The sequence below is a fragment of the Acidisoma sp. L85 genome (genome assembly GCF_009765865.1).
Classification (GTDB): domain Bacteria; phylum Pseudomonadota; class Alphaproteobacteria; order Acetobacterales; family Acetobacteraceae; genus Acidisoma.
The window spans coordinates 286,731-310,607 of sequence record NZ_LMUQ01000084.1; the positions used below are offsets into that span (position 1 = coordinate 286,731).

General features: G+C 60.2%; 22 protein-coding genes. 15 read left to right on the forward strand and 7 right to left on the reverse strand.

Going from position 1 to position 23,877, the window contains the following annotated elements; translation table 11 throughout:
- Window positions 1–82: 82 nt before the first annotated feature.
- The 5 genes from GSQ83_RS29170 to GSQ83_RS29190 all read left to right on the forward strand — a co-directional run bounded on the left by GSQ83_RS29170 (window position 83) and on the right by GSQ83_RS29190 (window position 5,179).
- Window positions 83–1,108: a substrate-binding domain-containing protein gene (locus GSQ83_RS29170; RefSeq protein WP_216850624.1), complete on the forward strand. Its 1,026-nt coding sequence runs from the start codon at window positions 83–85 to the stop codon at window positions 1,106–1,108.
- Window positions 1,109–1,177: 69 nt separating this feature from the next.
- Window positions 1,178–2,182 (forward strand): ABC transporter permease, encoded by a 1,005-nt coding sequence (locus tag GSQ83_RS29175; protein ID WP_158806581.1) that lies wholly within the window; start codon window positions 1,178–1,180, stop codon window positions 2,180–2,182.
- Window positions 2,183–2,187: 5 nt separating this feature from the next.
- Entirely contained in the window at window positions 2,188–2,964 is a 777-nt protein-coding gene (locus tag GSQ83_RS29180; RefSeq protein ID WP_158806665.1) for an ATP-binding cassette domain-containing protein, read from the forward strand.
- An 85-nt stretch (window positions 2,965–3,049) separates the two neighbouring features.
- On the forward strand, window positions 3,050–4,150 hold the full coding sequence (locus GSQ83_RS29185; protein ID WP_158806582.1) for a carbohydrate kinase family protein: 1,101 nt from the start codon (window positions 3,050–3,052) through the stop codon (window positions 4,148–4,150).
- Window positions 4,151–4,153: 3 nt separating this feature from the next.
- Window positions 4,154–5,179 (forward strand): hypothetical protein, encoded by a 1,026-nt coding sequence (locus GSQ83_RS29190; protein WP_158806583.1) that lies wholly within the window; start codon window positions 4,154–4,156, stop codon window positions 5,177–5,179.
- Between the two features lie 81 nt (window positions 5,180–5,260).
- Here the strand turns inward: GSQ83_RS29190 and GSQ83_RS29195 are convergent, their stop codons facing one another.
- Window positions 5,261–6,298 (reverse strand): hypothetical protein, encoded by a 1,038-nt coding sequence (locus tag GSQ83_RS29195; RefSeq protein ID WP_158806584.1) that lies wholly within the window; start codon window positions 6,296–6,298, stop codon window positions 5,261–5,263.
- Window positions 6,299–6,582: 284 nt separating this feature from the next.
- On the opposite strand from GSQ83_RS29195, the gene GSQ83_RS29200 reads away from it, so the two are divergent.
- Both GSQ83_RS29200 and GSQ83_RS29205 read left to right on the forward strand, forming a co-directional pair.
- A complete protein-coding gene (locus tag GSQ83_RS29200) occupies window positions 6,583–6,723 on the forward strand; it encodes a hypothetical protein (protein ID WP_158806585.1) in 141 nt (46 codons plus the stop codon).
- A gap of 2 nt (window positions 6,724–6,725) precedes the next feature.
- Complete coding sequence (locus GSQ83_RS29205; protein ID WP_158806586.1) at window positions 6,726–7,232, forward strand: hypothetical protein; 507 nt, start codon at window positions 6,726–6,728, stop codon at window positions 7,230–7,232.
- A gap of 121 nt (window positions 7,233–7,353) precedes the next feature.
- Here GSQ83_RS29205 and GSQ83_RS29210 read toward each other — a convergent pair whose 3' ends face one another.
- Window positions 7,354–8,793 carry a hypothetical protein gene (locus GSQ83_RS29210; RefSeq protein ID WP_158806587.1) on the reverse strand — a complete coding sequence of 480 codons (1,440 nt, stop codon included), beginning with the start codon at window positions 8,791–8,793 and terminating at the stop codon, window positions 7,354–7,356.
- A 609-nt stretch (window positions 8,794–9,402) separates the two neighbouring features.
- On the opposite strand from GSQ83_RS29210, the gene GSQ83_RS29215 reads away from it, so the two are divergent.
- The 8 genes from GSQ83_RS29215 to GSQ83_RS29250 are packed head-to-tail and all read left to right on the forward strand — an operon-like array spanning window position 9,403 to window position 18,657.
- Window positions 9,403–9,492, forward strand: a complete 90-nt coding sequence (locus tag GSQ83_RS29215) for a K(+)-transporting ATPase subunit F (protein WP_158806588.1) — start codon at window positions 9,403–9,405, stop codon at window positions 9,490–9,492.
- A gap of 10 nt (window positions 9,493–9,502) precedes the next feature.
- Window positions 9,503–11,230 carry a potassium-transporting ATPase subunit KdpA gene (kdpA, locus tag GSQ83_RS29220; RefSeq protein ID WP_158806589.1) on the forward strand — a complete coding sequence of 576 codons (1,728 nt, stop codon included), beginning with the start codon at window positions 9,503–9,505 and terminating at the stop codon, window positions 11,228–11,230.
- Between the two features lie 20 nt (window positions 11,231–11,250).
- Window positions 11,251–13,371 (forward strand): potassium-transporting ATPase subunit KdpB, encoded by a 2,121-nt coding sequence (kdpB, locus tag GSQ83_RS29225; RefSeq protein ID WP_158806590.1) that lies wholly within the window; start codon window positions 11,251–11,253, stop codon window positions 13,369–13,371.
- 24 nt (window positions 13,372–13,395) lie between these two features.
- The gene (locus GSQ83_RS29230; RefSeq protein ID WP_158806591.1) at window positions 13,396–14,001 is read left to right on the forward strand and encodes a K(+)-transporting ATPase subunit C; all 606 of its coding nucleotides are present in this window, start codon (window positions 13,396–13,398) and stop codon (window positions 13,999–14,001) included.
- Complete coding sequence (locus tag GSQ83_RS29235; RefSeq protein ID WP_158806592.1) at window positions 14,001–14,783, forward strand: response regulator transcription factor; 783 nt, start codon at window positions 14,001–14,003, stop codon at window positions 14,781–14,783. The genes GSQ83_RS29230 and GSQ83_RS29235 overlap by 1 nt, the downstream gene beginning before the upstream one ends.
- Complete coding sequence (locus tag GSQ83_RS29240) at window positions 14,780–17,485, forward strand: sensor histidine kinase KdpD (RefSeq protein WP_158806593.1); 2,706 nt, start codon at window positions 14,780–14,782, stop codon at window positions 17,483–17,485. The genes GSQ83_RS29235 and GSQ83_RS29240 overlap by 4 nt, the downstream gene beginning before the upstream one ends.
- Window positions 17,482–18,180 (forward strand): response regulator transcription factor, encoded by a 699-nt coding sequence (locus GSQ83_RS29245; protein WP_174246751.1) that lies wholly within the window; start codon window positions 17,482–17,484, stop codon window positions 18,178–18,180. Before GSQ83_RS29240 ends, GSQ83_RS29245 begins: the two co-directional genes overlap by 4 nt.
- A gap of 27 nt (window positions 18,181–18,207) precedes the next feature.
- Window positions 18,208–18,657: a PTS sugar transporter subunit IIA gene (locus GSQ83_RS29250; protein ID WP_158806594.1), complete on the forward strand. Its 450-nt coding sequence runs from the start codon at window positions 18,208–18,210 to the stop codon at window positions 18,655–18,657.
- 8 nt (window positions 18,658–18,665) lie between these two features.
- Here GSQ83_RS29250 and GSQ83_RS29255 read toward each other — a convergent pair whose 3' ends face one another.
- From GSQ83_RS29255 to GSQ83_RS29275, 5 genes are all read right to left on the reverse strand, one after another.
- Entirely contained in the window at window positions 18,666–19,604 is a 939-nt protein-coding gene (locus GSQ83_RS29255; protein WP_158806595.1) for a sugar phosphate isomerase/epimerase, read from the reverse strand.
- A 62-nt stretch (window positions 19,605–19,666) separates the two neighbouring features.
- Window positions 19,667–20,485, reverse strand: coding sequence for a carbohydrate ABC transporter permease (locus GSQ83_RS29260; protein WP_158806596.1), 819 nt, complete (start codon window positions 20,483–20,485; stop codon window positions 19,667–19,669).
- On the reverse strand, window positions 20,482–21,390 hold the full coding sequence (locus tag GSQ83_RS29265) for a carbohydrate ABC transporter permease (protein ID WP_158806597.1): 909 nt from the start codon (window positions 21,388–21,390) through the stop codon (window positions 20,482–20,484). The genes GSQ83_RS29260 and GSQ83_RS29265 overlap by 4 nt, the downstream gene beginning before the upstream one ends.
- On the reverse strand, window positions 21,387–22,715 hold the full coding sequence (locus tag GSQ83_RS29270) for an extracellular solute-binding protein (RefSeq protein ID WP_158806598.1): 1,329 nt from the start codon (window positions 22,713–22,715) through the stop codon (window positions 21,387–21,389). The genes GSQ83_RS29265 and GSQ83_RS29270 overlap by 4 nt, the downstream gene beginning before the upstream one ends.
- A complete protein-coding gene (locus GSQ83_RS29275; protein ID WP_158806599.1) occupies window positions 22,712–23,809 on the reverse strand; it encodes an ABC transporter ATP-binding protein in 1,098 nt (365 codons plus the stop codon). Before GSQ83_RS29275 ends, GSQ83_RS29270 begins: the two co-directional genes overlap by 4 nt.
- Between the last annotated feature and the right edge of the window lie 68 nt (window positions 23,810–23,877).

A 23,877-nucleotide genomic window follows, 5' to 3' on the forward strand; every position in this document is an offset into this window, starting at 1 on the left:
GCCGTAGCGTTTTGGAAGGGGACGGGCCGCGCCAGGTTGATGCTCGGGCAACCGTCAGGGACGACCAGGAAAGGACACAAGAATGAAGCGCCAAATGCGCCCGGCCGCTATTTCGTTTCGGTGCAAGTCACTGCTGGCCTCAGCCGCGATCCTCGGGCTGATGACATCGGCAGCGGTGCTGACTGGCACCGGCTCAGCGAGAGCTGCTGACCAGATCATCGTCGGCCTTGTTACAAAAACCGATGTGAATCCATACTTCGTGAAGCTGAGGCAGGCCGCCGCGGCCGAGGCCAAGGTGAAGGGCGTGAAACTCATCGCGCGCGCCGGAAAGTTCGACGGTGACAATGAGGGCCAAGTCTCGGCGATGGAATCGCTGATCAGCGCTGGTGCAAAGGGCATCATGGTCACGCCGAGTAACTCAAGTGGCGTCCTCAACATCGTCAAAGAGGCGCGCGCCAAGGGCATCATTGTTATCGCGCTTGATACGGCGACGGACCCTGCGGACGCGGTGGATGCTACCTTCGCGACCGACAACTTCCAGGCTGGCGTGCAGCAGGGCCAGTATGCGCGGGCCGCACTCGCGGGCAAAACACCGAAGCTCGCGATGCTGGATGGCACGCCGGGCGGCACGGTCGATACCTTCCGCCACAATGGCTTCCTCAAAGGCATTGGAATCGCCGAGGGTGATCCCGCGATTGTCGGCAAGCAGGACACCAACGGGCAGCAGGACAAAGGCCAGACCGGGATGGAGAATCTGCTCTCCGCGCATCCCGACATCAATGTTGTCTATACAATCAACGAGCCCGCGGCTGAAGGCGCCTACGCAGCGATCCGGGCGGCCGGCAAGACTAAAAGCATTGTGCTGACATCGATCGATGGCGGCTGCCTCGGCGTGAAATATGTCGCGGCGGGAAAGATTGCGGCGACGGTCATGCAGTTCCCGAAGAAGATGGCGCAACAGGGTCTGGACGCGATCGTCGATTATGCGAAAACCGGCAAGAAGCCGACCGGCTTCATCGATACCGGCTCGTATATCATCACCGGAACACCATTGCCGGGTGTGACGGCCAAGGACGTCGCCTTTGGCGAGAAGAACTGCTGGGGCTGAGGCGCCCATCGCTGACGGCGGCCGGATGTTTGTCCGACTGCCGTTGCCCCTCTCCACCGGAAGGCGGATATGAGCACGACTATCTCAGCGCCGCCTTCTGACGTGAAGCCCAAACGGGGTTTTGGGTCGATACTTCAAACCCTGGCGCGGCCGCCGATTGGTTCCCTGATCGTTCTGATCGCCTTCTGCGTGATCTTTTCGATTGTCACGAATACATTCCTTGCGCCGAGCAACCTTTCTCTGGTTGTGCAGCAAAGCGTGATTGTCGGCACACTTGCGATCGGTGAGACGCTCGTGATTCTCACGGCGGGAATCGATCTCGCCAATGGATCGATTGCGGTTCTCGGCACGATCATCGCCGGACGCTTGGTGAATGACGGCTACGATGCCTTGGGCTGTCTGGTGCTCGCCATCGTGGTCTGCACACTTGTCGGCGTGGTGTCCGGGACGCTCGTGAGTCGCCTGAAGCTGCCACCGTTCATCGTCACGCTCGGTCTGCTTGGAATCGTCACCGCTGCGACGCGATTAATTTCCCAAGGCGGTGCATTTCCTGTCACCGACGACCTTCTGTCCTGGACTGGAAACGTCTTCACCCTCGGCACAACGCCAGTGACCTACGGCATGGTCATCATGCTGGGCCTGTACGCGCTGATCTGGTATATTCTGACACAGACGGCATGGGGCCGGCAGGTTTACGCTATCGGCAATAGCCCTTCGGCCGCGAGATTGGTGGGCATCCCGGTCGGGCGCCGCATCCTTTCTGTTTATACCTTCGCGGCGCTTTTGTACGGGCTTGGCGCGTGGCTCGCGCTGGGGCGCATTCCCAATGCCGATCCGAATGCGCTGCAAACTGCCAACCTCGATAGCATCACCGCAGTCGTCATTGGCGGCACAAGCCTTTTTGGCGGACGTGGTAATATCTGGGGCACGCTGATAGGCACGCTGATCGTCGGCGTGCTCCGTAACGGGCTGACGCTCGTGGGCATTGATCCGCTATGGCAGGATCTGGTGACGGGCGTGTTGGTGATTGCCGCTGTCGCACTGGACCAGCTTTCCCGCTGGAGGCGCATGTGACGGCGATGACTTCCCTCATCATGGAGACCAGGGGCATCGTCAAACGCTATGGCCATGTCACGGCATTAGGCGGGGTCGACTTCGAGCTGCGCGATGGTGAGGTCCTGGCGGTCATCGGCGACAATGGCGCAGGGAAGAGTACCCTCGTTAAGGTGCTGAGCGGTGCTATAAATCCAGACGAAGGCGAAGTCCTGCTGGACGGACAGGCGATCCATTTCAGCAGCCCGCTCGATGCACGCATACGAGGGATCGAGACTGTCTATCAGGAGTTGGCGGTCGCGCCCGCGCTTGATATCGCGAGCAACCTCTATCTCGGTCGCGAATTGCGCCGAGCCGGCCCTCTGGGGCGCTGGTTGCGTATGCTCGATAAGCCAAAAATGAAACGCGAAGCTCAGCGTCATATGGATGAGCTGAAGTTTCGCCTGCCCGGAATCACCCACGCGGTGGAGGATCTCTCCGGCGGGCAACGACAAGGTGTCGCGGTGGCGCGCGCCGCCGTATTCGCCCGCAAGCTCGTGATCATGGATGAACCGACGGCTGCATTGGGTGTTCGCGAGACTGGGCAGGTGCTTGACCTCATCAAAGCGATACGCGATCGCGGCCTGCCGGTCATTCTGATCAGCCACAACATGCCCAATGTATTCGAGGTAGCCGACCGGATCCACGTCATGCGATTGGGACGTCGCGTCGCGCTGACGGATCCGAAATCCCATTCGATGGCTGACGTCGTCGCGATCATGACGGGCGCGATGCCAGGAACAGACCCTGTTCCCGAAGCATAATCGAAATCTTCTGGAGGATTGAGAGAGCCGTGCCGAGACTTATATTTTGCTCATCGCTGCTGAGAGTCGCGGAGTCTAGCGAAACGTGACCAATCCGGAGTTCCAGGGCACACGGCGCGGCATCCTGACTGGCGGCACCTGGTGTGTCGATCACAATCGAGTCATAGAGTTCTGGCCCGCCGAGGACGCGGTTGCGGAAATACTCTCCGACGAAATGCAGGGCGGTGGTTCAGCCTGCAACCTCGCCATCGACATACGCAAACTGGATTCCGATCTCCCCGTCGAAACGATCGGTTTGGTTGGCGACGATAGCGCGGGGCGCTTTCTGCTCGAGCAAGCGGAGTTGCATGGGATCCGGAACTCTCAGCTCACTGTGGCCAAGGACACGACGACACAGTTCGCCGAAGCCTATACGTCCAAGCTTTCGGGCCGGCGCACCCATATCTATCGTGCTGGCGCAAGCGCACTGCTCGCACCGGACGACTTTGACCTCGCTGCAACAACGGCGAAGATTCTTCACCTTGGCCTTCCCGGCGTCCACAAAACCATGGACCAGCCCTATCGCGATGATCCCAATGGCTGGGTAACGGTTCTGCGTCGCGCGCGCGCCTTGGGGATAGTCACAAACCTGGAGCTGGCAAGCGTCGCTCCCGGGCGTCTGGTGCCGCTCGTGCTTCCGTGCTTGCCCCACCTAAACCTTCTCATCGTCAATGATACGGAGATTGGCGTTCTCGCGGATCGAATAACTGTCATCGATGGAAAGACGGATGTGGAGGCTTGCATCGAAGCCGCTCAGAACATCCTTGAACGCGGCGAAATGGAAACTGTGGTTGTGCATTTTCCGGTGGGAGCGGTTGCGGTCACGAAGGACGGCAGAGTCGCTGTGCATCCCTCTGTGAATGTTCCACCGGAAGAGATAATCGGGGCGAACGGGGCAGGCGATGCCTTCGCAGCCGGCTTTCTCTACGGCTATCACGAGAACTGGTCTTTGGAGCGGTGTCTGGTTTTGGCCCATGCGGCGGCTGCGGCTTCACTCCGCAGCGTCTCGACAACAGGGTCGATGGAGAGTTGGGAAACTTGTCTGGCATATGCGACGCGCTGGGGCTCCCGGGATCAGCCCCTCGATCGTCAGGCCGTGTCATATGCTAGACTATATTCGCCATCGACATTTTCACTGCGAGGTTAGAGCATGACTCGTCTGGACGAGAAATTAGCGCGGATCCTGAAGGGCGAATATAAGCGCCAGGATTTCATCATCGCGGATGCAAAAGATGGTGACATGGGCTCCGGTATCACTGTCGGTGGCCCGCGCTATGATGCCGAAGGCCGGGTCGTGGGGTGGAAAACGCGGCAAGACTACCTCGACCAGATCAGGGCTGTCGTGCAGCAGGATATCGTCGATATCATGCTCACCTCGGCGGCGAATCTTGAGGTTCTCCAGGAACAGGGCGTATTCCAGAATTCCGCTGTGAAGCCGGCAATCCGGGCCAATGACGCGACTGATTGCTGGGGCGGCATTCGTGGCTCGACCTATGCAAAGCACGGCTCGCGTCCCTTCCGCACAGCGGTACTGAGTCGGGTGATGTATGGATCTGCTAGCCCGGAGCCGGGCCGAACCGTGACGGGTACCGATCTCGGTTTGTATTCGGTAACATTCAACAACAATCTCGATGCCGATATCCGGTCCTTGGAAGCATTTACCGCCTTCCGGCATGAAGCCGCGGCGATCGGGTTCAAATATTTTCTCGAAGTCTTCAATCCGAATGCGTCGGAGCATATCGAGGCGGAAGCCGTTCCGGCTTTTGTCAATGATTGCCTATTGCGTTGCCTGTCTGGAGTGTCGAAGGCGGACAGGCCTCGCTTCCTGAAAATCCCATTTAATGGTCCGAAGGCATTGGAAGAATTGGCCTCCTTCGATCCTTCGATTGTTGTCGGAGTTCTTGGCGGCGGCGCGGGAACCACGCGCGACACGTTCGAGCTCTTGTTTCAGGCGGAGCGCTCAGGCGCCCGGCTCGCGCTATTCGGGCGGAAGATCAATCTTGCCGATTCACCCCTGGCGCTCGTCGAATTCATGCGCCGGGTGGCGGATGGAGAGATCGCGCCGGTGGAAGCGGTTCGTGCCTACCACGCGGAACTTCAAAAGGTAGGTATTCGGCCGCAACGCTCCCTGGACGCGGATCTGGAGATCACTGAAGCGCCGTTGCGACACAGTTGACTTCCGGTTGGATCGCCATGGAGCCGCCTGCATTAGGGCCGCAGAAAATACCTAAATGCAGGTCCGTCTCCAACAGTCCGATCAGCGCGCCAGGCTCGTTCCCTCGATGCGGTAGGCGAGGACGAAGGGCGTCTCCGGCGTCAGCTTGATGGCCGTATGCACGCCTTCCTCAGATATCGGATTGACGTTCACGGCCGCGGCGGTCCCGAGGTCGAAAGCCGAGGCAACGGGCTCGACGCCGACGCAGAGATTCTCGCCATTCCAGGGCTCGAAATGGCGGCCGCGATTGCTCATCCAGAGAAGACATGACGGTAGCTTCGTCGGATCCCAACTGAGCGTCCACGCAACCTGTGTCGAGTCGTCAACGAGCCGCATGCTTCCATTGATCCCGCACAGCTGCAGTATCTCCTCGCGGTCCTCGGCAAACGGGAGACGGTCGAAGCTTCCCGTGCCACCGGCGGAAACAGGAACAGCGGCGAGTCTTTCAAAGCGAGCGTTTGCTTTGGCATGAGTAACGCCATCGGCGCCCGGATGGGTTAGACCAAAGGCAAAGCTGCCCGGTTCTATGCGGAACGAGCCAGGCTTTCCGCGTAGCGCGAAATTCGGATGAAACCCGACTGGGCGCGCGCAGATGCGGCGCGCGAGAATTTCTACAGAGACGTCGAGCGCGGGCTTGCCGGGAACCGGCAGGACGGTTCGGGTGACGCTCAAGATGCAAGAATCTTGCGGGTATTCCAGCTTTATCACCAGGCTTTGTTCTGAACCAGACACGAGCGACCAATCCGAATTGGCGCAATAGCCGTGTAGATACTCGTCACTTTCGGAGAGACCGCCCGACACTGAATCTGCAGGCGTCCGCGTAACGGCGGTGGCCCAAGGCTCGGGCAGGTTGTCGGACGCGTCGTAGGGACGCCCGAAGGGAAGGCACAGCAAGTCGCCGCGCAGATTTGCCAGGATCGGGGGTTCGACGCTACGGCCTTGACCGATCCAGGGCGCCTCATGGAATGGCTCGGCCAACCGGCCATCTTCGAGGCGAAATTCGCAATGTCCTAACGCGCCGCCGCCGGCATGAACGGTGGCACGACCATGCGACCACGCGATTGACCAGGATTGACTCATTTCAGTGCTTCCATCGACCTAGAGCTTGGATCAGAGAGTCCCAAATGGCACCAGCCTCACGACGACGGGGCGGTGTCACCGCGCCGGCTATTGTAGGTAGTATAACGCCGGCCACGCTCATCGTATACGCGAATACTATACTTTCTTCCTCCGTTCCCCATCGAAAAACTATGTGTGTTGTATCACAACCACGGTGCCGGCGGGGCGCGCCGTGGCGATGATCCGCCGGCGAATAGCAGAGTCATATACGCCAAGGTCGACGGGCGATGCTGATGGATCGAGTTGTGACCACAGTTGTGCGCGTTATCGCGGTGCTGGCACTCATAGCAATCGGCTCCGCCGTCGTGCGGAGCTGCACTGAAACCTTCGAGAACATCGCTTACGGAACTTATACCTCTGAGTTCCATACGTTTGCGACGAGGTGAACATGGATAACAAGAACTTCGCTGCTCAGGCCGAGATCAATTCTGACGGCAACGAGAAGCGTCACCCGTCGCCGGATGCGGCTCCGGTCTCCGACGCAACAACCGCGGCCAAAAGCCGACCGCGTTTCTCTGTCGGTGGCAAGTGGCGCCCAGAGGCGAGTCTGTGGCAACCCGCATCTGGCGCGGTTGTGGAGAAACGTCAGAGCGCAGCGCCGCGTGCAGCTCTGGCGGATCGGCTTGATGACCCGTCACGTTCGGCGCTGGAAGGCGCCGTGGCACGCGTCGCAATTCTCTCGGCTTGTGCGCTTGCCCCTCGGATTTTCGGCGCCTATAGCATCGCCAATTTCCTGAGCGTCCTGGGGCTGGCATTCGCCGTAGGTGGAGGCGCGGCGGCTCTCTCCGCCTTGGTCCGACGGGAACGCATTGGGCAGAGTCTTGGAAGTTGGGACGAAGCTCTCGCGTTCAATGGCCTGGCGCTCCTCGCCATGATGGCACACCGACTGGTCTAATCAAAGTCCGGATGCTTGCTCATCTCCGAAGTGTCGCGCGCTCTCCAAAGCGGAGGCGCGCGCCTTCATATGGGCATCACGACCGCTGACGAGCTGCCGTATGCGACTTTTGCATCTACCCTTAGGCAGCCTGACGGCTGCTGTTTCGTTCCTTGTTCTTAACTCGCCGTATCGGAAGAGTCCGGCAATTCTTCTGGAAATACACAATCTCGAGCAACGTGGGCCAAATCTCGAGAGAAGATCTTATGAGCCCGATTTCATCGTCTACAATGCGACTCACGTTCTGTTGGAAGAAATCTGGCTCGAAATCATAAAATGCCCGGGATAGGCTCGCCGCAAATAGTCCGAGGGCCTCTCGCCGCTCTGTGGAATTCGCGTGCTGCTGTGCCGCCATTACGCGGGCATGTAGCCGAACGGCACCATCCAAAATCTCCTCTGTATCTTGCAGCGTGACAGCGCCATCGTAGTCGAAGGCTATGGCGAGCTCGTCGGTTTTCCTCAGGCTGTTGCGAATTTTTCTTTTCAGAAGACCGCAAATCGCTTCGTTGAATACCTCAGATGCCAATGGATTGCGCATATAGTTGCTCTTGATGTGAGTCTGTGCGGAATCCACGTGTGCGGCGGTTATGTGCGGCTGCTGGATCCACAATCGGTATATGTAGTCCTCGAACCTGAGGCGTGTAGGAAAGAAGGGCGGAAGCCCGCTGAGGTTGTCGTAGCCCGCGACGCCGCAATCCATGCGCCAGTTCTTGTTCGTCAGGCAGGGACGAAAATTCACCAGAACATAGGTATCATTGAGAGCTTCGGCATCGGTCTCATTCTCGTCCTCAAGGAACATGTCGATATAATCGACGGCATCGACGTCATTGGTGCCGGTCCTGAATGTCTGTGCCATTTTGACGACGGCGGTGCGAGAGAGCTTCGCGGGCTGAAGAATGAGTGAGTTTTCTCTTGAGAAGCCGAGAGACGTATTGGACTCGAGGTCCATACTGCTATCGACGAGGAGCTCGCCGCGTTCATAGTTGGCGGGTGCTTCTGAAACCGTCTTACCCAGGATGTCCCGAAACGAGCGGAGGATGTCGAAGGACTTCTTCGTATGGCCGTTCGAACCTCGCCTTAGTAACTTTCCCCGGCTCATCTCATTTTCGCCGAGCGACTCCGGGCTGTCTTCGATCAGCGCGTAGGGCCTCATGTCATCATCCGCGCTGACAAGGAGGTCGCCGAGGCTATACATCAGGCTGAAGTTACGATTGCCGCCATAGCTCGGGCGGAACAGATTGCGGACGAGCACGTCAAGCTTTTTGTCCCTGAGGCGACGGCAGATATAGCTGACGAACTGCTCTTTTTCCGCCGGGCCGACATAAAAGAGTGGGTTAAAGGTTTTCGTATGCTCCAACGAAGCGAAATATTTCTCGTGATTGGCGACGGACGAGTCATCGAAGATGACGATCGGCGCGGTTTGCCCGTTCCGCCAGAAGTTATCGTCATAGGCCTCGACGGTCTCACCGACATCGCGCAGGCGATTCGTCGGGATGACAAATTGAAGGTTCGGTTCACTCATGATCAGACATACTCTCAAGCAAGCTTTCGATGTTGAACGGAATGAAATCGCGGCGGCCCTGGGCCGTAGGCCCGGGCAAGCGATTCTTGGCTGGGGAAACCCCGACTCTGATCTCGACACCGCGCCCGAGTAAGGGTTGCGCCTACCGGCTATGCATCTCGCCGATCACTTCGTGGTTCATGCCTTCGCATCGAAGAGATAGGGAGACGACCAACGGGAAGGCTTACGGCCCATAGTATGGAACCGGTTCCATAGGATTTCGATGGTGGTCGCGGCACGGCAGTATAGCGTCTTCATATAGAAATAAATGGATCAGCCAGAGTATTACGAAATTGCGCGTTTATATCAGATTTATATAAGTAGCGATCGTGCCACGCCTCGCATTTATATGCCGGTTTAGGCTCTAATTCCTTATAACCGGAGAATGGTTCTCGGTCGTAGGCCTATGCGCGTGGCTATAGCGCATAGGCCCGCCTCGCCCGGACAAGGTCCGGAACCGGTTTGTGGAGCTTTAAATGCTGGACGTTATCTATCTGGTTGGCGGGTGCGCCTTCTTTGTCATTGCCGTCTGGTACACGACGGCCTGCGATCATCTGTGAGAATCGTGACATGATTTTTGATTACACCCTTGGGGGGGCCGTGACGATCGGCCTGCTCGTCTATCTCGTTTATGCCCTGATCCGGCCCGAGCGATTCTGAGGAGCCCATCATGACCATCAACGGATGGATGCAGATCGCGCTTTTCTGCGTGCTGCTTATTCTGATCGTGAAGCCGCTCGGCGGCTATATGACTCGTGTCTTCAACGGCGAGCGCACTTTCCTGACGCCCGTTCTGCGGCCGATTGAGATTGGCCTCTATCGCCTCTGCGGTGTTCGCGAGGATCAGGAACAGCATTGGGTGACCTATGCGGTAGCGATGCTGTTTTTCAGCGTTGCCGGCTTCCTATCGCTTTATGCGCTGCAGCGGCTTCAGGCCTCGCTGCCCTTCAACCCCGCGAAATTAGGCCCGGTCGATACGGACCTCGCCTTCAACACCTCAATCAGCTTTATCACCAATACCAACTGGCAGTCCTACACGCCAGAAACCACGATGAGCTATCTCGTGGAGATGGCCGGGCTGACCGTGCACAACTTCCTCTCGGCCGCGACCGGCATCGCACTTGCGATCGCGCTGATTCGCGGGTTTGCGAGGCGCTCGGCCTCTACGATCGGGAACTTCTGGGTCGATATGACCCGCTGTACCCTCTATGTGCTGCTGCCGGTTGCCATTGTCGCCGCGCTGTTCTTCGTTTGGCAGGGCGTGCCGCAGAACCTGCATGCCTATACCAATGCGACCACGCTCGAGGGCGCGCAGCAGGTTATCGCGCAGGGACCCGTTGCCTCGCAAGAGGCGATCAAGATGTTCGGCACCAATGGCGGCGGCTTCTTCAATGCGAATTCCTCACATCCCTTTGAGAATCCCACTGCGCTGACCAACCTGGTTCAGATGCTGCTGATCTTCGCGATCGGTGCGTCACTCACCAATGTCTTCGGCCGCATGATCCGCGACCAGCGTCAGGGCTGGGCCATCTTCGCCATCATGGGCGTGCTTTTCCTTGTCGGCGTCTTCGTGACCTATCCGGTCGAGGCAGGCGGCAACCCGGCCTTCGCGGCGCTGCATATCGATAGTGCGGCAAGCGCCCTGCAGACGGGTGGGAACATGGAGGGCAAGGAGGTCAGGTTCGGCATCGCCAACTCCGCCTTGTTCACCACAATCACGACGGATGCGTCCTGCGGCGCGATCAACAACACGCATGACAGTCTTCTGCCCCTCGCGGGTATGGTGCCCATGGTCAATATCATGCTGGGCGAGATCATCTTCGGCGGTGTCGGTTCGGGTCTTTACGGCATGCTCGCCTTCGCGATCGTCGCGGTCTTCGTGGCGGGGCTGATGGTAGGGCGCACGCCCGAATATCTCGGCAAGAAAATCGAGGCCAAGGAAGTCAAGATGTCCATGCTGGCCATCCTGATCCTGCCGCTCTCGATGCTAGGCTTCACGGCGCTGGCTGTGGTGCTTCCCGTGGGGACTGGCGCAATGGAGAATGCGGGGCCGCATGGCTTCAGCGAGGCGCTGTACGCCTATACCTCAGCCACCGGCAATAACGGCAGCGCGTTTGCCGGCCTCAGCGCCAACGTCCCGTTCTGGAACGTTACCCTGGGGATCGCCATGCTAATGGGGCGTTTCCTGTTCATCGTGCCGATGATGGCCGTAGCCGGCGCGCTCGCCGCCAAGAAAATCGCTCCGGCATCCGCGGGTACTTTCCCCACCCATGGCGGACTCTTCGTCGGGCTGGTCATCGGAACCATCCTCATCGTGGGCGGACTGACCTTCTTCCCGGCGCTCGCACTCGGCCCGATTGTCGAGCACTTCGCGATGCATGCCGGCGTCACTTACTGATCCAGACCTAGGAATTTCCAATGGACACCAACCAAAGGCAGCGCGGCGCCGCGGCGTCCCTGCTCGATCCGGCGATCCTGGTGCCGGCTGTCGGCGACACGTTCCGCAAGCTTCACCCGCGCCTGATGATTCGCAATCCCGTCATGTTCGTGGTCGAGGTTGTGGCGACTCTGACGACAGTTCTGCTCCTGCGTGATCTTTTCACGGGCGGTGCACGGCTCGGCTTCACCTTCCAGATCGTTCTTTGGCTCTGGATCACCGTGCTCTTCGCGAACTTCGCCGAGGCGGTCGCCGAGGGACGCGGCAAGGCGCAGGCGGCGACCCTGCGCAAGGCGCGCACCGAAACCACCGCGAAGCGCCTGCGTGCCAATACCGGAGCCTGGGACGAGGTCGCGGCGTCGGCACTCGCGATCGGCGACCTGGTGCAGGTCGAGGCCGGCGATCTCATCCCCAGCGATGGCGAGGTCGTCGAAGGCATAGCATCGGTCGACGAATCCGCGATCACCGGCGAATCGGCACCCGTCATTCGTGAGAGCGGCGGAGACCGTTCCGCGGTGACGGGCGGCACCCGGGTGCTCTCGGACCAGATCAAGGTCCGCATCACCGCAGCCCAGGGCTCGACCTTCCTAGATCGCATGATCGCCCTGGTCGAAGGTGCGCAACGCCAGAAGACCCCGAACGAGATCGCGCTGAATATCCTGCTGGCCGGCCTGACCATCATCTTTGTCTTCGCCACAGCGACGATCCCAAGCTTCGCGAAATACGCCGGCGGTTCGATCTCGGTGGTCGTTCTGGTGGCGCTGTTCGTCACCCTCATTCCGACGACGATCGGCGCGTTGCTATCGGCGATCGGAATCGCGGGCATGGACCGCCTCATCCGCTTCAACGTGCTGGCCAAATCCGGCCGCGCGGTGGAGGCGGCCGGAGACGTGGATACGCTGCTGCTCGACAAAACCGGCACCATCACTCTGGGCAATCGCCAGGCCTCCGAATTCGTTCCGGTCAATGGCGTGACGGAGCTGGAACTCGCGGATGCGGCGCAACTCGCCTCGCTATCCGATGAGACCCCCGAGGGCCGTTCGATCGTCGTGCTGGCGAAGGAGCGCTACGGCATTCGCGGCCGGGACATGGCGCCGCTCGAAGCGTCCTTCATTCCGTTCACCGCGCAGACGCGCATCAGCGGCATCGACATCGGCACGTCTTCGATCCGCAAGGGCGCCGTGGATGCCATTCTGGCCTATGTCGCCAAGCCGCAGATGGCGGCACCTGCCGGCCGTTCCGCGGGCGGTGTCGCGGAAGCGGTGCGGAGCAGCGCCACGGATGCCGCTGTGCGCGATCTCACGGAGAAGGCCGAACGCATCGCCAAGGCCGGTGGCACGCCGCTGGGCGTGGCGCGGGACGGCAAGCTGCTCGGCGTCATTCACCTCAAGGACATCGTCAAAGGCGGTATCCGCGAGCGTTTTGCTGAGCTACGGCAGATGGGCATCCGCACGGTGATGATCACCGGCGACAATCCGCTGACCGCCGCTGCCATCGCGGCGGAAGCGGGGGTGGATGATTTCCTTGCCCAGGCGACGCCGGAGATGAAGCTCAAGCTCATTCGCGACGAGCAGGCGCAGGGCAAGCTTGTCGCAATGTGCGGCGACGGCACGAATGATGCGCCGGCCTTGGCCCAGGCGGATGTCGGTGTCGCCATGAACACCGGCACAATGGCGGCGCGCGAAGCGGGCAATATGGTCGATCTGGACAGCGACCCCACGAAGCTGATCGAGATTGTCGGCATCGGCAAGCAGCTGCTGATGACGCGCGGTGCGCTGACGACCTTCTCGATCGCCAACGATGTCGCAAAGTATTTCGCCATCATCCCCGCGATGTTCCTCGCTTTCTACCCCAATCTGCGGGCGTTGAACGTGATGCATCTGGCAACACCGCAAAGCGCCATCCTCTCGGCGATCATCTTCAATGCGCTGATCATCGTGGTTCTCATCCCGCTCGCATTGCGTGGCGTCACCTATCGCCCCGTCGGTGCCGCTTCGGTGCTTCGCCGCAACCTGCTGATCTATGGCTTAGGCGGCATCATCGTTCCGTTTATCGGCATCAAGCTGATCGACCTTCTCATCACCACCATCGGCCTCGCTTGAGGCCGGTGATTTGGGAACACACCAATGTTGAACCAGATTCGACCCGCCATCCTCATGATCGTCGCTCTGACGGCGATCACGGGTCTCGCCTATCCGCTGGCGATAACCGGCATCGCTGAAACCGTCTTCCCGCATCAAGCCAATGGCAGCCTGATCGAGCGCGACGGCAAGGTGATTGGCTCCTCGCTGATCGGACAGAACTTCGTCGGCGCGGGCTATTTCCACGGCCGTCTCTCCGCCACCAGCGGCACCGACCCGAAGGATCCCACGAAGACGATCGCCCAGCCGTACAACGCGGCGAATTCCGGCGGCGCGAATTACGGCCCGACCGCCAAGCCACTCATCGACCGGGTCAAGGGCGACGCTAAGACACTGGGAGCCGAGAACCCCTCCGTGCCTGTGCCGGTGGATCTCGTCACGGCCTCCGCCAGTGGTCTTGATCCCGAGATTACGCCTGCCGGAGCGCTGTTCCAGGTTCCGCGGGTGGCCAAGGCCCGCCATCTCTCCGAAGATCAGGTGCGGCAACTGGTCACTCAGCACATCACCGGCCGCCTCTTCGGCCTGATCGGCGAGCCCCATGTCAACGTCCTTAACCTCAACCTCGCCCTGGATGCACTCGGCAAAGGCTAATGGTGGTTACGTCTCGGAAGGAAACAGTCTCAGGGCAGGTCTCCCATGTTGGTCTCTCGCCTTGGCGTCGCGTCCTCGTCGCCGATACTGACCCCGCCATCGGCCGGCTGCTTGGCAGAGGGTTGCCGGCCCGGGGGTTTCAGGTGGAGGTGCGCACATCGGCGTCGGCGGTCCTGTCGCTGATCGCGGCCAGCCGGCCCGATGTGGTCATCATCGGCGGCGATCTGCCGGACATGGGCGGGCTCGAATTGGTCGATACGATCCGCCGTGACCTCGGACTTCCGCTCCTGATGCTGGTTGCCGGTCGTGACGATGCCGCGACCGTGGAAGCCTTGGATGCCGGCGCGGATGATTGCATGAGCAAGCCGTTTCTGATGGACGAACTGGCCGCGCGGCTCCGCAAACTCGTGCGGCATGCCTTGGCGCAACGCGGCCAGGCCACGACGATCCGCGCGGATCGGCTGGAAATCGATTGCGTTCGCTGGCGGGTTCGCCTGGGTGGCCGCGATACGCGCTTGAGCGAAAAGGAGTTCGCGATCCTTCGCATGCTTGTGGAGGAGCTAGGCAACGTCGTTCTTCTCGGCGACTTACTGCGACGGGTCTGGGGAACCGACCGGCCCGATCGCATGGGCCGGGTCCGAGGGCTAGTGCGCCGGTTGCGTGCGAAGCTGGGGATGACTTCCGAAAGCGCCGCGCGCATAGAGGCGGAACGGCAGATCGGCTATCGTCTGATCGTGGCGCCGGCAAAGCCGAGCGCTACCACCACTGAGGCTGGCCTATGATGGAACGGGACGAGCGGCCCTCGCCTGACGCCCTGCTCGCCGAAGCACAGCGGGAAGGGCGTGGGCGGCTCAAGATCTTCCTCGGCGCCGCCCCAGGCGTTGGCAAGACCTATGAAATGCTTCTCACGGCACAAGCCAAGCGGCGCGACGGCGTGGATGTCGTGATCGGTGTGGTCGAGACGCATGGCCGCAAGGAAACTCTGGCCTTGGTCGAGGGGCTGGAGGCGATACCGCGCCGGGAAATCGAATATCGCGGGCGCGTTGTCGATGAGATGGATCTCGATGCCATTCTGGCGCGCCACCCGCGCTTGGTTCTGGTCGATGAGCTCGCTCATACAAATGCTGCCGGGAGCCGTCATCCGAAGCGCTACCTGGACGTGGAAGAGCTGCTCACAGCCGGTATCGATGTCTATTCCACGCTCAATATTCAGCATGTCGAAAGCCTCAATGACGTGGTCGCCGGCATCACCCGCGTTCGGGTGCGTGAGACGGTACCGGATTCGATCATCGACCGGGCCGACGATGTCGAGGTCATTGACCTCACGCCTCAGGACCTGATCCAGCGTCTGAAGGATGGCAAGGTCTATCTGCCGCAACAGGCGGAGAGTGCGGTCAAGCATTACTTCACGGCCGGGAACCTGACGGCCTTGAGGGAACTCGCGCTTCGACGCACCGCGCAGCGTGTCGATGAGCAGATGGTCGACTATATGCGCAGCCACGCGATCAGTGGCCCCTGGGCGGCCAGCGAACGTTTGCTCGTCTGCATCGATGGCGCGGCCGACAGCACGGCGCTCGTCCGCCAAGCGCGGCGTCTCGCCGACAAAGTGCGCGGGCCCTGGACGGCAATCCATGTCGAGACGGCACGCGGCGGCCGCCAGGAGACTGCGCAGCAAACCAATATTGCCGAAGCCCTGCGGCTTGCTGAACGTCTTGGCGGCGAGACGGTGACGATTCCGGGTACGGATATCGCCGCGACCGTGGTGGGCTATGCGCGCACAAACAACTTCACCCATATCATCGTCTCCACGGCAAAGCGCGCGCGATGGACGGAGTTACTGTTCGGCTCCACCGCCCAGCGCATCATCGGCCGCGCGGGCGGGATCCACGTGCATGTACTCACCAACGACACGAAAGCCGGTGAGAGCAAACGCGAAGACGCTTTCAAGCTCTGGACATCAGGACGCCGGCTCGAGCCGAGCGGCTGGGCTGGAAGCGTCTGCGCGGTCGCTGGCGCGCTGGCGGTGGCATTGCTCCTTCGGCAATTCCTCGGGGTTTCCAGTGTCGCGCTGATCTTCCTCATGGGCGTTTTGGCGAGCGCCGTGCTTTACGGCCTATCGGCCTCGCTGCTCGCCTGCCTCCTCAGCGCGCTCGCTTATAACTTTTTCTTTCTGCCGCCGCTCTATACATTCACCATCGACAATCCGGAAAACGTCATCACGCTGAGCGTTTTCGCCGTGGTCGCTGTTGTCGCGAGCAATCTGACTTCGCGCATGCGCGCTCAGACTGTTTCTGCCCGCGGGCGCGCCCAGACTACCGAGGAACTATATCAGTTCAGCCGCAAGCTTGCGGGTGCGGCATCTCTCGATGACGTGTTGTGGGCAACAGTTCATCAGGTCGCGCTCATGCTGAAAGTGCGAGTGGTCTTGCTGCTGCCCATGCCGCCAGAGGGGCTCAGCGTGCAAGCCGGTTTTCCTCCAGAGGACAGTCTGGGCGATGCTGATCTGGCGGCGGCCAAATGGGCGTGGCAGCACAATCGCGCCGCGGGTCGGGGCGCCGATACTTTGCCGGGCGGCAAGCGGTTGTTCCTGCCCATGCAGACGGGGCGTGGCGCCGTGGGTGTGCTTGGGATCGACCGTGATGAGGCGGGCTCGCTCTTCACCCCGGACCAGCGACGGCTGCTGGACGCACTCTCCGATCAGGCGGCACTCGCGATCGAGCGTGTAAACTTGGTCCGCGACATCGATCGGGCAAAGCTGGAGGCGGAGACGGATCGTTTGCGCTCGGCCTTGCTCACCTCGATCTCCCACGACCTCCGCACACCGCTCGCATCCATTCTCGGCTGCGCGACTAGTCTCAGCAGCCAGCGTGCCGCCTTGAGTGAGGCCGAGCGCGAGGCCATGATTCGCACCATTCAGGAGGAGGCGGAGCGACTGAACCGCTTCATTGGCAACTTGCTCGATATGACCAGACTGGAATCGGGTTTGATGGCCTTCAAGGGTGGGCTAGCCGATTTGTCTGACGTGGTGGGCGCGGTTCTGCGCCGCGCTAGGGCTATTTTGTCCTCGCATGAGGTGCAGGTGGACCTTCAGGCCGGGTTGCCGATGCTGAACATCGATATGGTGCTGTTTGAACAAGTACTCTTCAACCTGTTGGACAATGCGGCCAAATATTCCCCCGCCGGATCGGCAATCCGGCTCAGTGCCGAGAGAGCCGGGGAGAGTGTGCGGCTGCAAATTCGCGACGAAGGCGACGGGATCCCGGCGGGAGATTTGGAGCGCGTCTTCGACAAGTTCTTCCGTGTCCGAGGTGCTGACCGGCAGCGCGCCGGAACAGGGCTCGGCCTCGCGATCTGCCGTGGTTTCGTCGAGTCGATGCAGGGCACCATCGTGGCCGGAAATAGAACCGATAGATCCGGCGCGGTGTTCACGATCACACTGCCAATCCCGACGCAGCTATTGATAGAGGAAGAGGACGCGGCATGATCGCAGGTGCCAACCCGCTCCGCATACTCATCGTTGACGACGAACCGGCTATATTGCGTTTCCTGAGGGCAGGTCTCACGAATCAGGGCTTCACTGTGTCAGAGGCGGCGGATGGAGAGTCCGTGCTGGACATCGTGCGCCGGCAAGGCACGGATCTCGTTGTGCTCGATCTCGGCCTTCCGGACATCGACGGACTGGAAGTCATCCGCCGCTTAAGAGATGAAGGATCGTCCATTCCAATCATCGTCCTATCCAGCCGCGACGACGAGGGAAGCAAAGTCGCGGCGCTGGACCTGGGCGCGGATGACTACGTGACCAAACCCTTCGGCATCGACGAACTCTTCGCGCGCATTCGGGCTGCCCAGAGACATCGCTTGCAGCAAAGCGGCGAGCGGCCGGTGTTCCGCAGCGGTGATTTGATGGTGGATATCGTGCGGCGGATCGTCACGGTTCGCAACGAGGAAGTTCGCTTCTCCCGTCGCGAATATGATCTGCTGCGTTTGTTAGTCGCACATGCGGGCAAAGTGCTCACTCACAAGCAGATCCTTCGCGAGGTATGGGGAGGCGATACAGATGTGCAATATCTGCGCATCTATATTCGCGCCCTGCGACAGAAGATCGAGCCGGATCCCGAACAGCCAAGTTATATCCTAACCGAAACCGGCGTCGGCTATCGCCTGCGTGGAACGGACTAGGTCTGATGCAAATCATGGATACGACTGATGAATTTGACTGACATCATACGCCCCGAGCAGGTCATCCTCGATCTACGCGCGGGCGACAAGGAACATCTGCTAGCGGAGCTTGCTCGGCAGGTTGCTGCTCGGCTCGCTGTCAACCCGAGGGATATCCAGACCGCTCTAGGTCAGCGCGAACGCTTAGGTTCGACAGGACTTGGGCGTGGCTTCGCCCTTCCGCACGCGCGGCTGGAGGGTTTTCCGCAGATCTTTGGTCTCTTCGCCCGCCTCGCGCGGCCGATTGATTTTGAAGCCATCGATGGCCGGCCCGTGGATCTGGTCTTTCTGCTGCTCATCCCGGAAGACGCCGGCAATAGCCATGTCTCGGCCCTTGCAGCGGTATCGCGGCGGTTGCGGGACGAGGCCATCCTGCAGCAGCTCAGGATGGCGGAGACGGTTTTGGACCTGTACAAATGCCTTGTGGATGCACCATAGCCGGGGAGTCAGGCGAGATTTATGGCGACCTTTCGCAGAAGCTCCACGGATTTACGCATGCCCTCCATGGGTGACATCATCATGTCCTCATGCTCGATGGAGAGAACGTCGTCATAGCCCGCCAGCCTGAGGGCGCTGCAGAATTGCCGCCACCAAGTCTCCCCGTGTCCATAGCCGATGGTGACGTAATTCCAGCTTCGCTCTGAAATCCGCGTGCTCGCCCGAGCATCAAGCGTGCCGTCGATACTCGTGGGAATTGGCTCAACCCGCGTGTCCTTCGCGTGGACATAGTAGATAGCGGAGCCGAGCATGCGAACGGCCGCCAGAGGATCCGCGCCCATCCAGATGGGGTGGCTCGGATCATAATTCGCGCCAACAGTTTCTCCCACGGCATCGCGCAGCCGCAGCAGGGTATGAACATTGTAGACGGCCTGATGGCCATGCAGTTCCAGGCACAGCTTCCGGATACCGAGCTGATTGGCATAGCCCACAAGGTTTCGCCAATATGGAATGAGCTTCTCGTTCCATTGATAATTTTGGATATCGAGACATTCCGGCGGCCAGTCGGTCACGATCCAATTAGGATTAGCGTCTCCCGGTCCGCCTGGAAGACCGGACATCATCACGACGCGGTCGATGCCGAGAAGACTTGCAAGCCTGATCGTCCCCTCGGTGATATGGTGATGTTGGGCTCCGGTCGGCCCCGGATGCAGAGGATTTCCCGAGCAGTTCAACGCCGCGACGGTCAGGCCGTGATCCTTGATCTTGGCCATGAACTCCGTGCGGGCCGTGGCACTTTCCAGCATTTCATCAAGCTTGATATGGGGCGCGGAAGACCAGTTGCCGCAGGCAAATTCGAGAGTTTCGATCTTCAGCTCCGCCGCCGCGGCAAGCATGTTGTCGAAGGACAGCTCGCCAAGGCTATCGGTGATCATGCCGATTTTCATGATTGAGTTCCTATTGGCGACTAGCAGTGAATACGCAAATGGCCATCGCCGTGGGGGGCGACTTACTTAACCGCTCCCATCGTCAACCCGCGCACCAGATGGCGCTGCACGAGAAGCGCGAAGATGACGATCGGCAGCGCGCCGACAACACCGGCTGCCGACATGGAAGCCCAATCGGTATCGATCCGACCGATCAAGGTCGCGGTGCCGCGCGGCATGGTCATCGCGCGCGGTGTCGCGGTCAGGGCCAGCGCAAAGAGAAACTCGTTGAAGGTAACGATGACGGCGAAAATCGCGGTTGCTGCCAGGCCGGGTGCGGCAAGCGGCAAAGCGATACGGCAAAACGCGCCGAAGCGAGAATCGCCATCCACCATGGCCGCTTCCTCCAGGTCCACCGGAATTTCGCGGAAAAAGCTCTCCATCATCCAGACGCAGAAGGTGATGTTGAAGGCGGTATAGGTGAGGATCAACCCAATCCAGGTGTTCAACAGGTGAAGGCGCAACATCAGGAGATAGACTGGGATCAGGATCACAACCGGCGGAACGATCCTCAAAGTGAGCAATCCGACGCCAACCTTGCGCTCCAGCTCGAAGGGCAGGCGGAAACGGGCGATCGCATAGGCGCCGAGAGATCCGCAAACAAGTGCGATGACGACTGAGGCGGCGGTCACGACCAAAGAATTGGTCATGTAGGCGCCAAATTCCTTCTCAGAGAACAGATGAACGTAATTCGCGAATGACGGCGCGTGCGGATAGAGCGTTGTCTCCTGGGTGATCTCCTCATTCGATTTGAACGATGTTGAGACCATCCAATAGATCGGCAAAAACACGATGCCGAGCAGCAGGGTGACGACCGCGGCCCTGAAAATGCGGCTCCTCATATGGGTTCCACCCTGCGAAGAAGCCGGACGGCGGCGAGTGCGAAGGCGAGTACGATCAGGCCGATCGTCACAAATAACGCCGCAGCGTATCCGACTTGTTGGAACTTGAAGGAGGTATCGTAGCCATAGAGTGAAACAAGCGTCGTCGCCTGGCCTGGGCCACCATGCGTGAGCACGAAAACCTGGTCGAAGGTGCCGAAGGCGTCAATGGTGCGCAGGATGATGGCAATCGCCAGAACAGGCCGCATCATTGGCAAGGTAAGGTCGACGAAGGAACGCCACGCGCCGGCGCCATCGACCCTTGCCGCCTCGAACGGCTCCTGCGGTAGGGATTGCAGCCCGGCCAGCAGGATCAGGAACATGAGAGGTGTCCACTCCCAGACATCAAGCACGACGATGCCGATGAAGGCCTTCATTGGGTTGCCCAGGATCTGAACCTGCGACCCACCCAAGGCTTCGGAAAGCGTCGTGATCATGCCGACATCGCTCGCATAGATCAGCCGGAAAACGATGCCGACCACCACAGGCGTTATGACCATGGGCACGATCAACGCCGTGCGCAAAAGTCGAATACCACGGAACTCATGCAGGCAGAATAAGGCCAGCGCGAAGCCGAGCACTGTTTCGATGGCAACCGAGAAGGTGACGAAGCGTATCGTCACCCAGAGCGCATTGCGAAACTGCTGGTCGCTCCAGAGGTGAAGGTAATTCTGGAAACCAACATCGCGGAGAACTGTGCCATAGCGGTAGAGTTTCGTGCTGGCGCGCAGTCCGTCCCAAAGCGGGTAGACCAACACGCCAAGCACGATCAGCACGCTCGGCGCGAGCAGGAGATAGGGCAAAGCAAGGTCAAGCCCTGCCCCCTGAAGTCTCTCCCGGCTCGTGCGTCGAACGCTTTGGCTCAATTGTAGTAGCCGGCTTGGGTCAGATAGGCGGTCACCTGGGTCGCCGCGGTATCCAGCGCCGCGCCGCCTCCTGAGCCGGCCTGTAGCGCTTTGTTGAGCTGAATGCCCAACAATTCCTCGACCTTCGCCCAATCGGGCGTCCGGGGACGGGGAAGACAGCCGGCATCGAGCTGCTTAAGCGCCACAGGAATCAGGCGGTTCCCTGGATCGGGGATCAGGAAAGCGCTGCGCTTGACGGGGATCGAGCCCGCCTCGGAGAGTTTCGCCTGGATCTCTTTGCTCGTGTACCACTTCAGGAAGGCGATGGAATTCGCCTTATTCGGCGCGGATTTTGGTATGCCGGCAATGAAGATGCCCATCTGAGAGATAGCCGAGACCTTCTTGGGTACGATGCCGAAGTCGAGTTTCCCGGCAACTTTCGTTTGCGTGGGATCATCCGCTTTCAGGGCATTGCCGGAATATTCAATTACCGCCCCCGCATCGCCGCCAAGAATGGCCGCGCCTTCTTGGTCAGAATCGAATTCGACCACGCCTTTCGGTGCGTTCTGCTTCATGGTGCCGACAAAGAACTCGGCTGACGCCTTACCGGCGGCAGAGTTGAATGTCACGTTCCACTTGTCGTCGAAGAACTTCCCGCCATACGACAGGAAGACCGGATACCAGCTAGTGACAATGGGATTGCCCGAAACGCCGCGGAACACGACCGGATATTTGATCTTTCCAGCCGCAACACCCGCCTTGCCTTGGGTGATGACATCATCCCACGTCACCGGCGATCCATTGGTGTAAACGTCATTGCGATAGGTCAGTGTTTGCAGATCGCCGACGAAGGGAACGCAAATCAGGGTCGGAGTCGCGGTCTCGAAACCCTTGACGCGCGGACCTTGGCGAGGCGGCCAGTAGCCCATATCGATCATTGAACTGATCCAATCCGGGTCGGTTCCATCAATCCCGGCAGCCCCGAGGTCCTCCAGCACTTTCGCGGCGCCGAATTGGGGCACCCAAGGATCGTCAAGCAGATAGAGGTCGTATTGTCCGGCACCACTCTGCGCGTCGGCAAACCACTTTTCCAGCGTGACGCCGTATTCGTCTTCGAGGAATTGGATATCGAACCCGTCCGCCTTGGCGAGGGGCAGGATTTTCTGTTTGAAGGGAGTGAGACCTCCATCGGCGAAAGCCCCGATCACCACTTTCTTGCTATCCGCCTTCGCCGGCGTTTCCGCGCCCAGACCGCCGAGAAGGCTTGTGCCGACCGCGAGGCCCGCGCTGCCTTGCAGCAAAGCCCGCCGGCTGACCGTACGCTTCAGATGTTCCATGCCCGTCATTGTTTTCCCCTGTGATTTGGCGCTCGATGCACCACGGTGAAGCTTGCGGCATTGAAGAAACAGGCATCGGCCGTGTCGAAGCTGATGCCGATGGCCGAGCCGACTGGCGCGGTAAAGCCCCGATGGGCACGAACGGAGAGGCGCTCGCCACCAATACGCACGTCAACGAGCGTCTCGTTGCCCATCGGCTCGACAACATAGACTTCGCCCGTCAGCGCCCCGTCCGATCCTGACTCGACGAGGTGCAGATCCTCCGCGCGCAGGCCAATCTCAGTGACCTTGGCCGCAGAGCACGCGGCCAAACGTGGCGTGTCGAGCTTCAAGGCGACACCACCGACATGCACGGAACCGTCGCCGACAGCCACCTGGAGTACATTCATAGGCGGGTTTCCGACGAAGGTCGCCACGAAGCGGTTGGCGGGCCGCTCATAAATTTCGCCCGGTGAGGCCAGTTGCTGCAATTCTCCGGCACTCATCACGGCGATCAGATCGGCCATCGTGAGCGCTTCGACCTGATCATGCGTTACATAGAGTGTGGTCGCGCCAAGCCGCTGACAGAGCCGCTTGATTTCGCCGCGCATCGTCAGGCGCAAGCGAGCATCGAGATTCGAGAGTGGTTCGTCCATCAGAAAGGCAGCAGGATCCCGGACGATCGCTCGCGCCAAGGCAACTCGCTGGCGCTGGCCTCCGGAAAGATGGCGCGGATGGCGCTCGAGCAGATGGTCGATCTCAAGTGCGGCGGCGACATCGGTGACCTTGAGCCCACGCTCGCTCGCGGAGATCTTCCGAATCTTCAGCGGATATCCGATGTTCTCCGCGATCGTCATATGCGGATAGAGAGCGTAGCTTTGGAAGACCATAGCGACGTCGCGGTCTCGCGGTTGCAGCCGGGTGACATCCCTATCGCCGATCAACACGCGACCACCTGTCGGCATCTCCAGCCCCGCGAGGATACGGAGCGCGGTCGTCTTGCCGCAGCCTGAAGGGCCCAGGAGTGCCAGGAATGTGGAATCGGGAAGAGCCAAGTCGAGCGAGTGGAGGGCCTTGAAAGGTCCGAAGCTCTTGACGATGCCTTGATAGCTGACCGTGCTCATGGCGACGACCTGCTTCCGATAGGACCGCATTTAATGGCCACTTTAATCGGCCATTGTAAGTGTGTCGT

Excerpts from the sequence above, each read along its gene's own strand:
- GSQ83_RS29235 (WP_158806592.1), top strand. The coding sequence starts at position 14,001 with ATGGTGGTTACGTCTCGGAAGGAAACAGTCTCAGGGCAGGTCTCCCAT.
- kdpB (WP_158806590.1), top strand. The coding sequence starts at position 11,251 with ATGGACACCAACCAAAGGCAGCGCGGCGCCGCGGCGTCCCTGCTCGAT.
- GSQ83_RS29205 (WP_158806586.1), top strand. The coding sequence starts at position 6,726 with ATGGATAACAAGAACTTCGCTGCTCAGGCCGAGATCAATTCTGACGGC.
- GSQ83_RS29260 (WP_158806596.1), bottom strand. The coding sequence starts at position 20,485 with ATGAGGAGCCGCATTTTCAGGGCCGCGGTCGTCACCCTGCTGCTCGGC.
- GSQ83_RS29180 (WP_158806665.1), top strand. The coding sequence starts at position 2,188 with ATGACTTCCCTCATCATGGAGACCAGGGGCATCGTCAAACGCTATGGC.
- GSQ83_RS29245 (WP_174246751.1), top strand. The coding sequence starts at position 17,482 with ATGATCGCAGGTGCCAACCCGCTCCGCATACTCATCGTTGACGACGAA.
- GSQ83_RS29170 (WP_216850624.1), top strand. The coding sequence starts at position 83 with ATGAAGCGCCAAATGCGCCCGGCCGCTATTTCGTTTCGGTGCAAGTCA.
- GSQ83_RS29250 (WP_158806594.1), top strand. The coding sequence starts at position 18,208 with ATGAATTTGACTGACATCATACGCCCCGAGCAGGTCATCCTCGATCTA.
- GSQ83_RS29215 (WP_158806588.1), top strand. The coding sequence starts at position 9,403 with ATGATTTTTGATTACACCCTTGGGGGGGCCGTGACGATCGGCCTGCTC.
- GSQ83_RS29175 (WP_158806581.1), top strand. The coding sequence starts at position 1,178 with ATGAGCACGACTATCTCAGCGCCGCCTTCTGACGTGAAGCCCAAACGG.
- GSQ83_RS29195 (WP_158806584.1), bottom strand. The coding sequence starts at position 6,298 with ATGAGTCAATCCTGGTCAATCGCGTGGTCGCATGGTCGTGCCACCGTT.
- GSQ83_RS29270 (WP_158806598.1), bottom strand. The coding sequence starts at position 22,715 with ATGACGGGCATGGAACATCTGAAGCGTACGGTCAGCCGGCGGGCTTTG.
- GSQ83_RS29230 (WP_158806591.1), top strand. The coding sequence starts at position 13,396 with ATGTTGAACCAGATTCGACCCGCCATCCTCATGATCGTCGCTCTGACG.
- GSQ83_RS29190 (WP_158806583.1), top strand. The coding sequence starts at position 4,154 with ATGACTCGTCTGGACGAGAAATTAGCGCGGATCCTGAAGGGCGAATAT.
- kdpA (WP_158806589.1), top strand. The coding sequence starts at position 9,503 with ATGACCATCAACGGATGGATGCAGATCGCGCTTTTCTGCGTGCTGCTT.
- GSQ83_RS29240 (WP_158806593.1), top strand. The coding sequence starts at position 14,780 with ATGATGGAACGGGACGAGCGGCCCTCGCCTGACGCCCTGCTCGCCGAA.
- GSQ83_RS29275 (WP_158806599.1), bottom strand. The coding sequence starts at position 23,809 with ATGAGCACGGTCAGCTATCAAGGCATCGTCAAGAGCTTCGGACCTTTC.
- GSQ83_RS29210 (WP_158806587.1), bottom strand. The coding sequence starts at position 8,793 with ATGAGTGAACCGAACCTTCAATTTGTCATCCCGACGAATCGCCTGCGC.
- GSQ83_RS29255 (WP_158806595.1), bottom strand. The coding sequence starts at position 19,604 with ATGAAAATCGGCATGATCACCGATAGCCTTGGCGAGCTGTCCTTCGAC.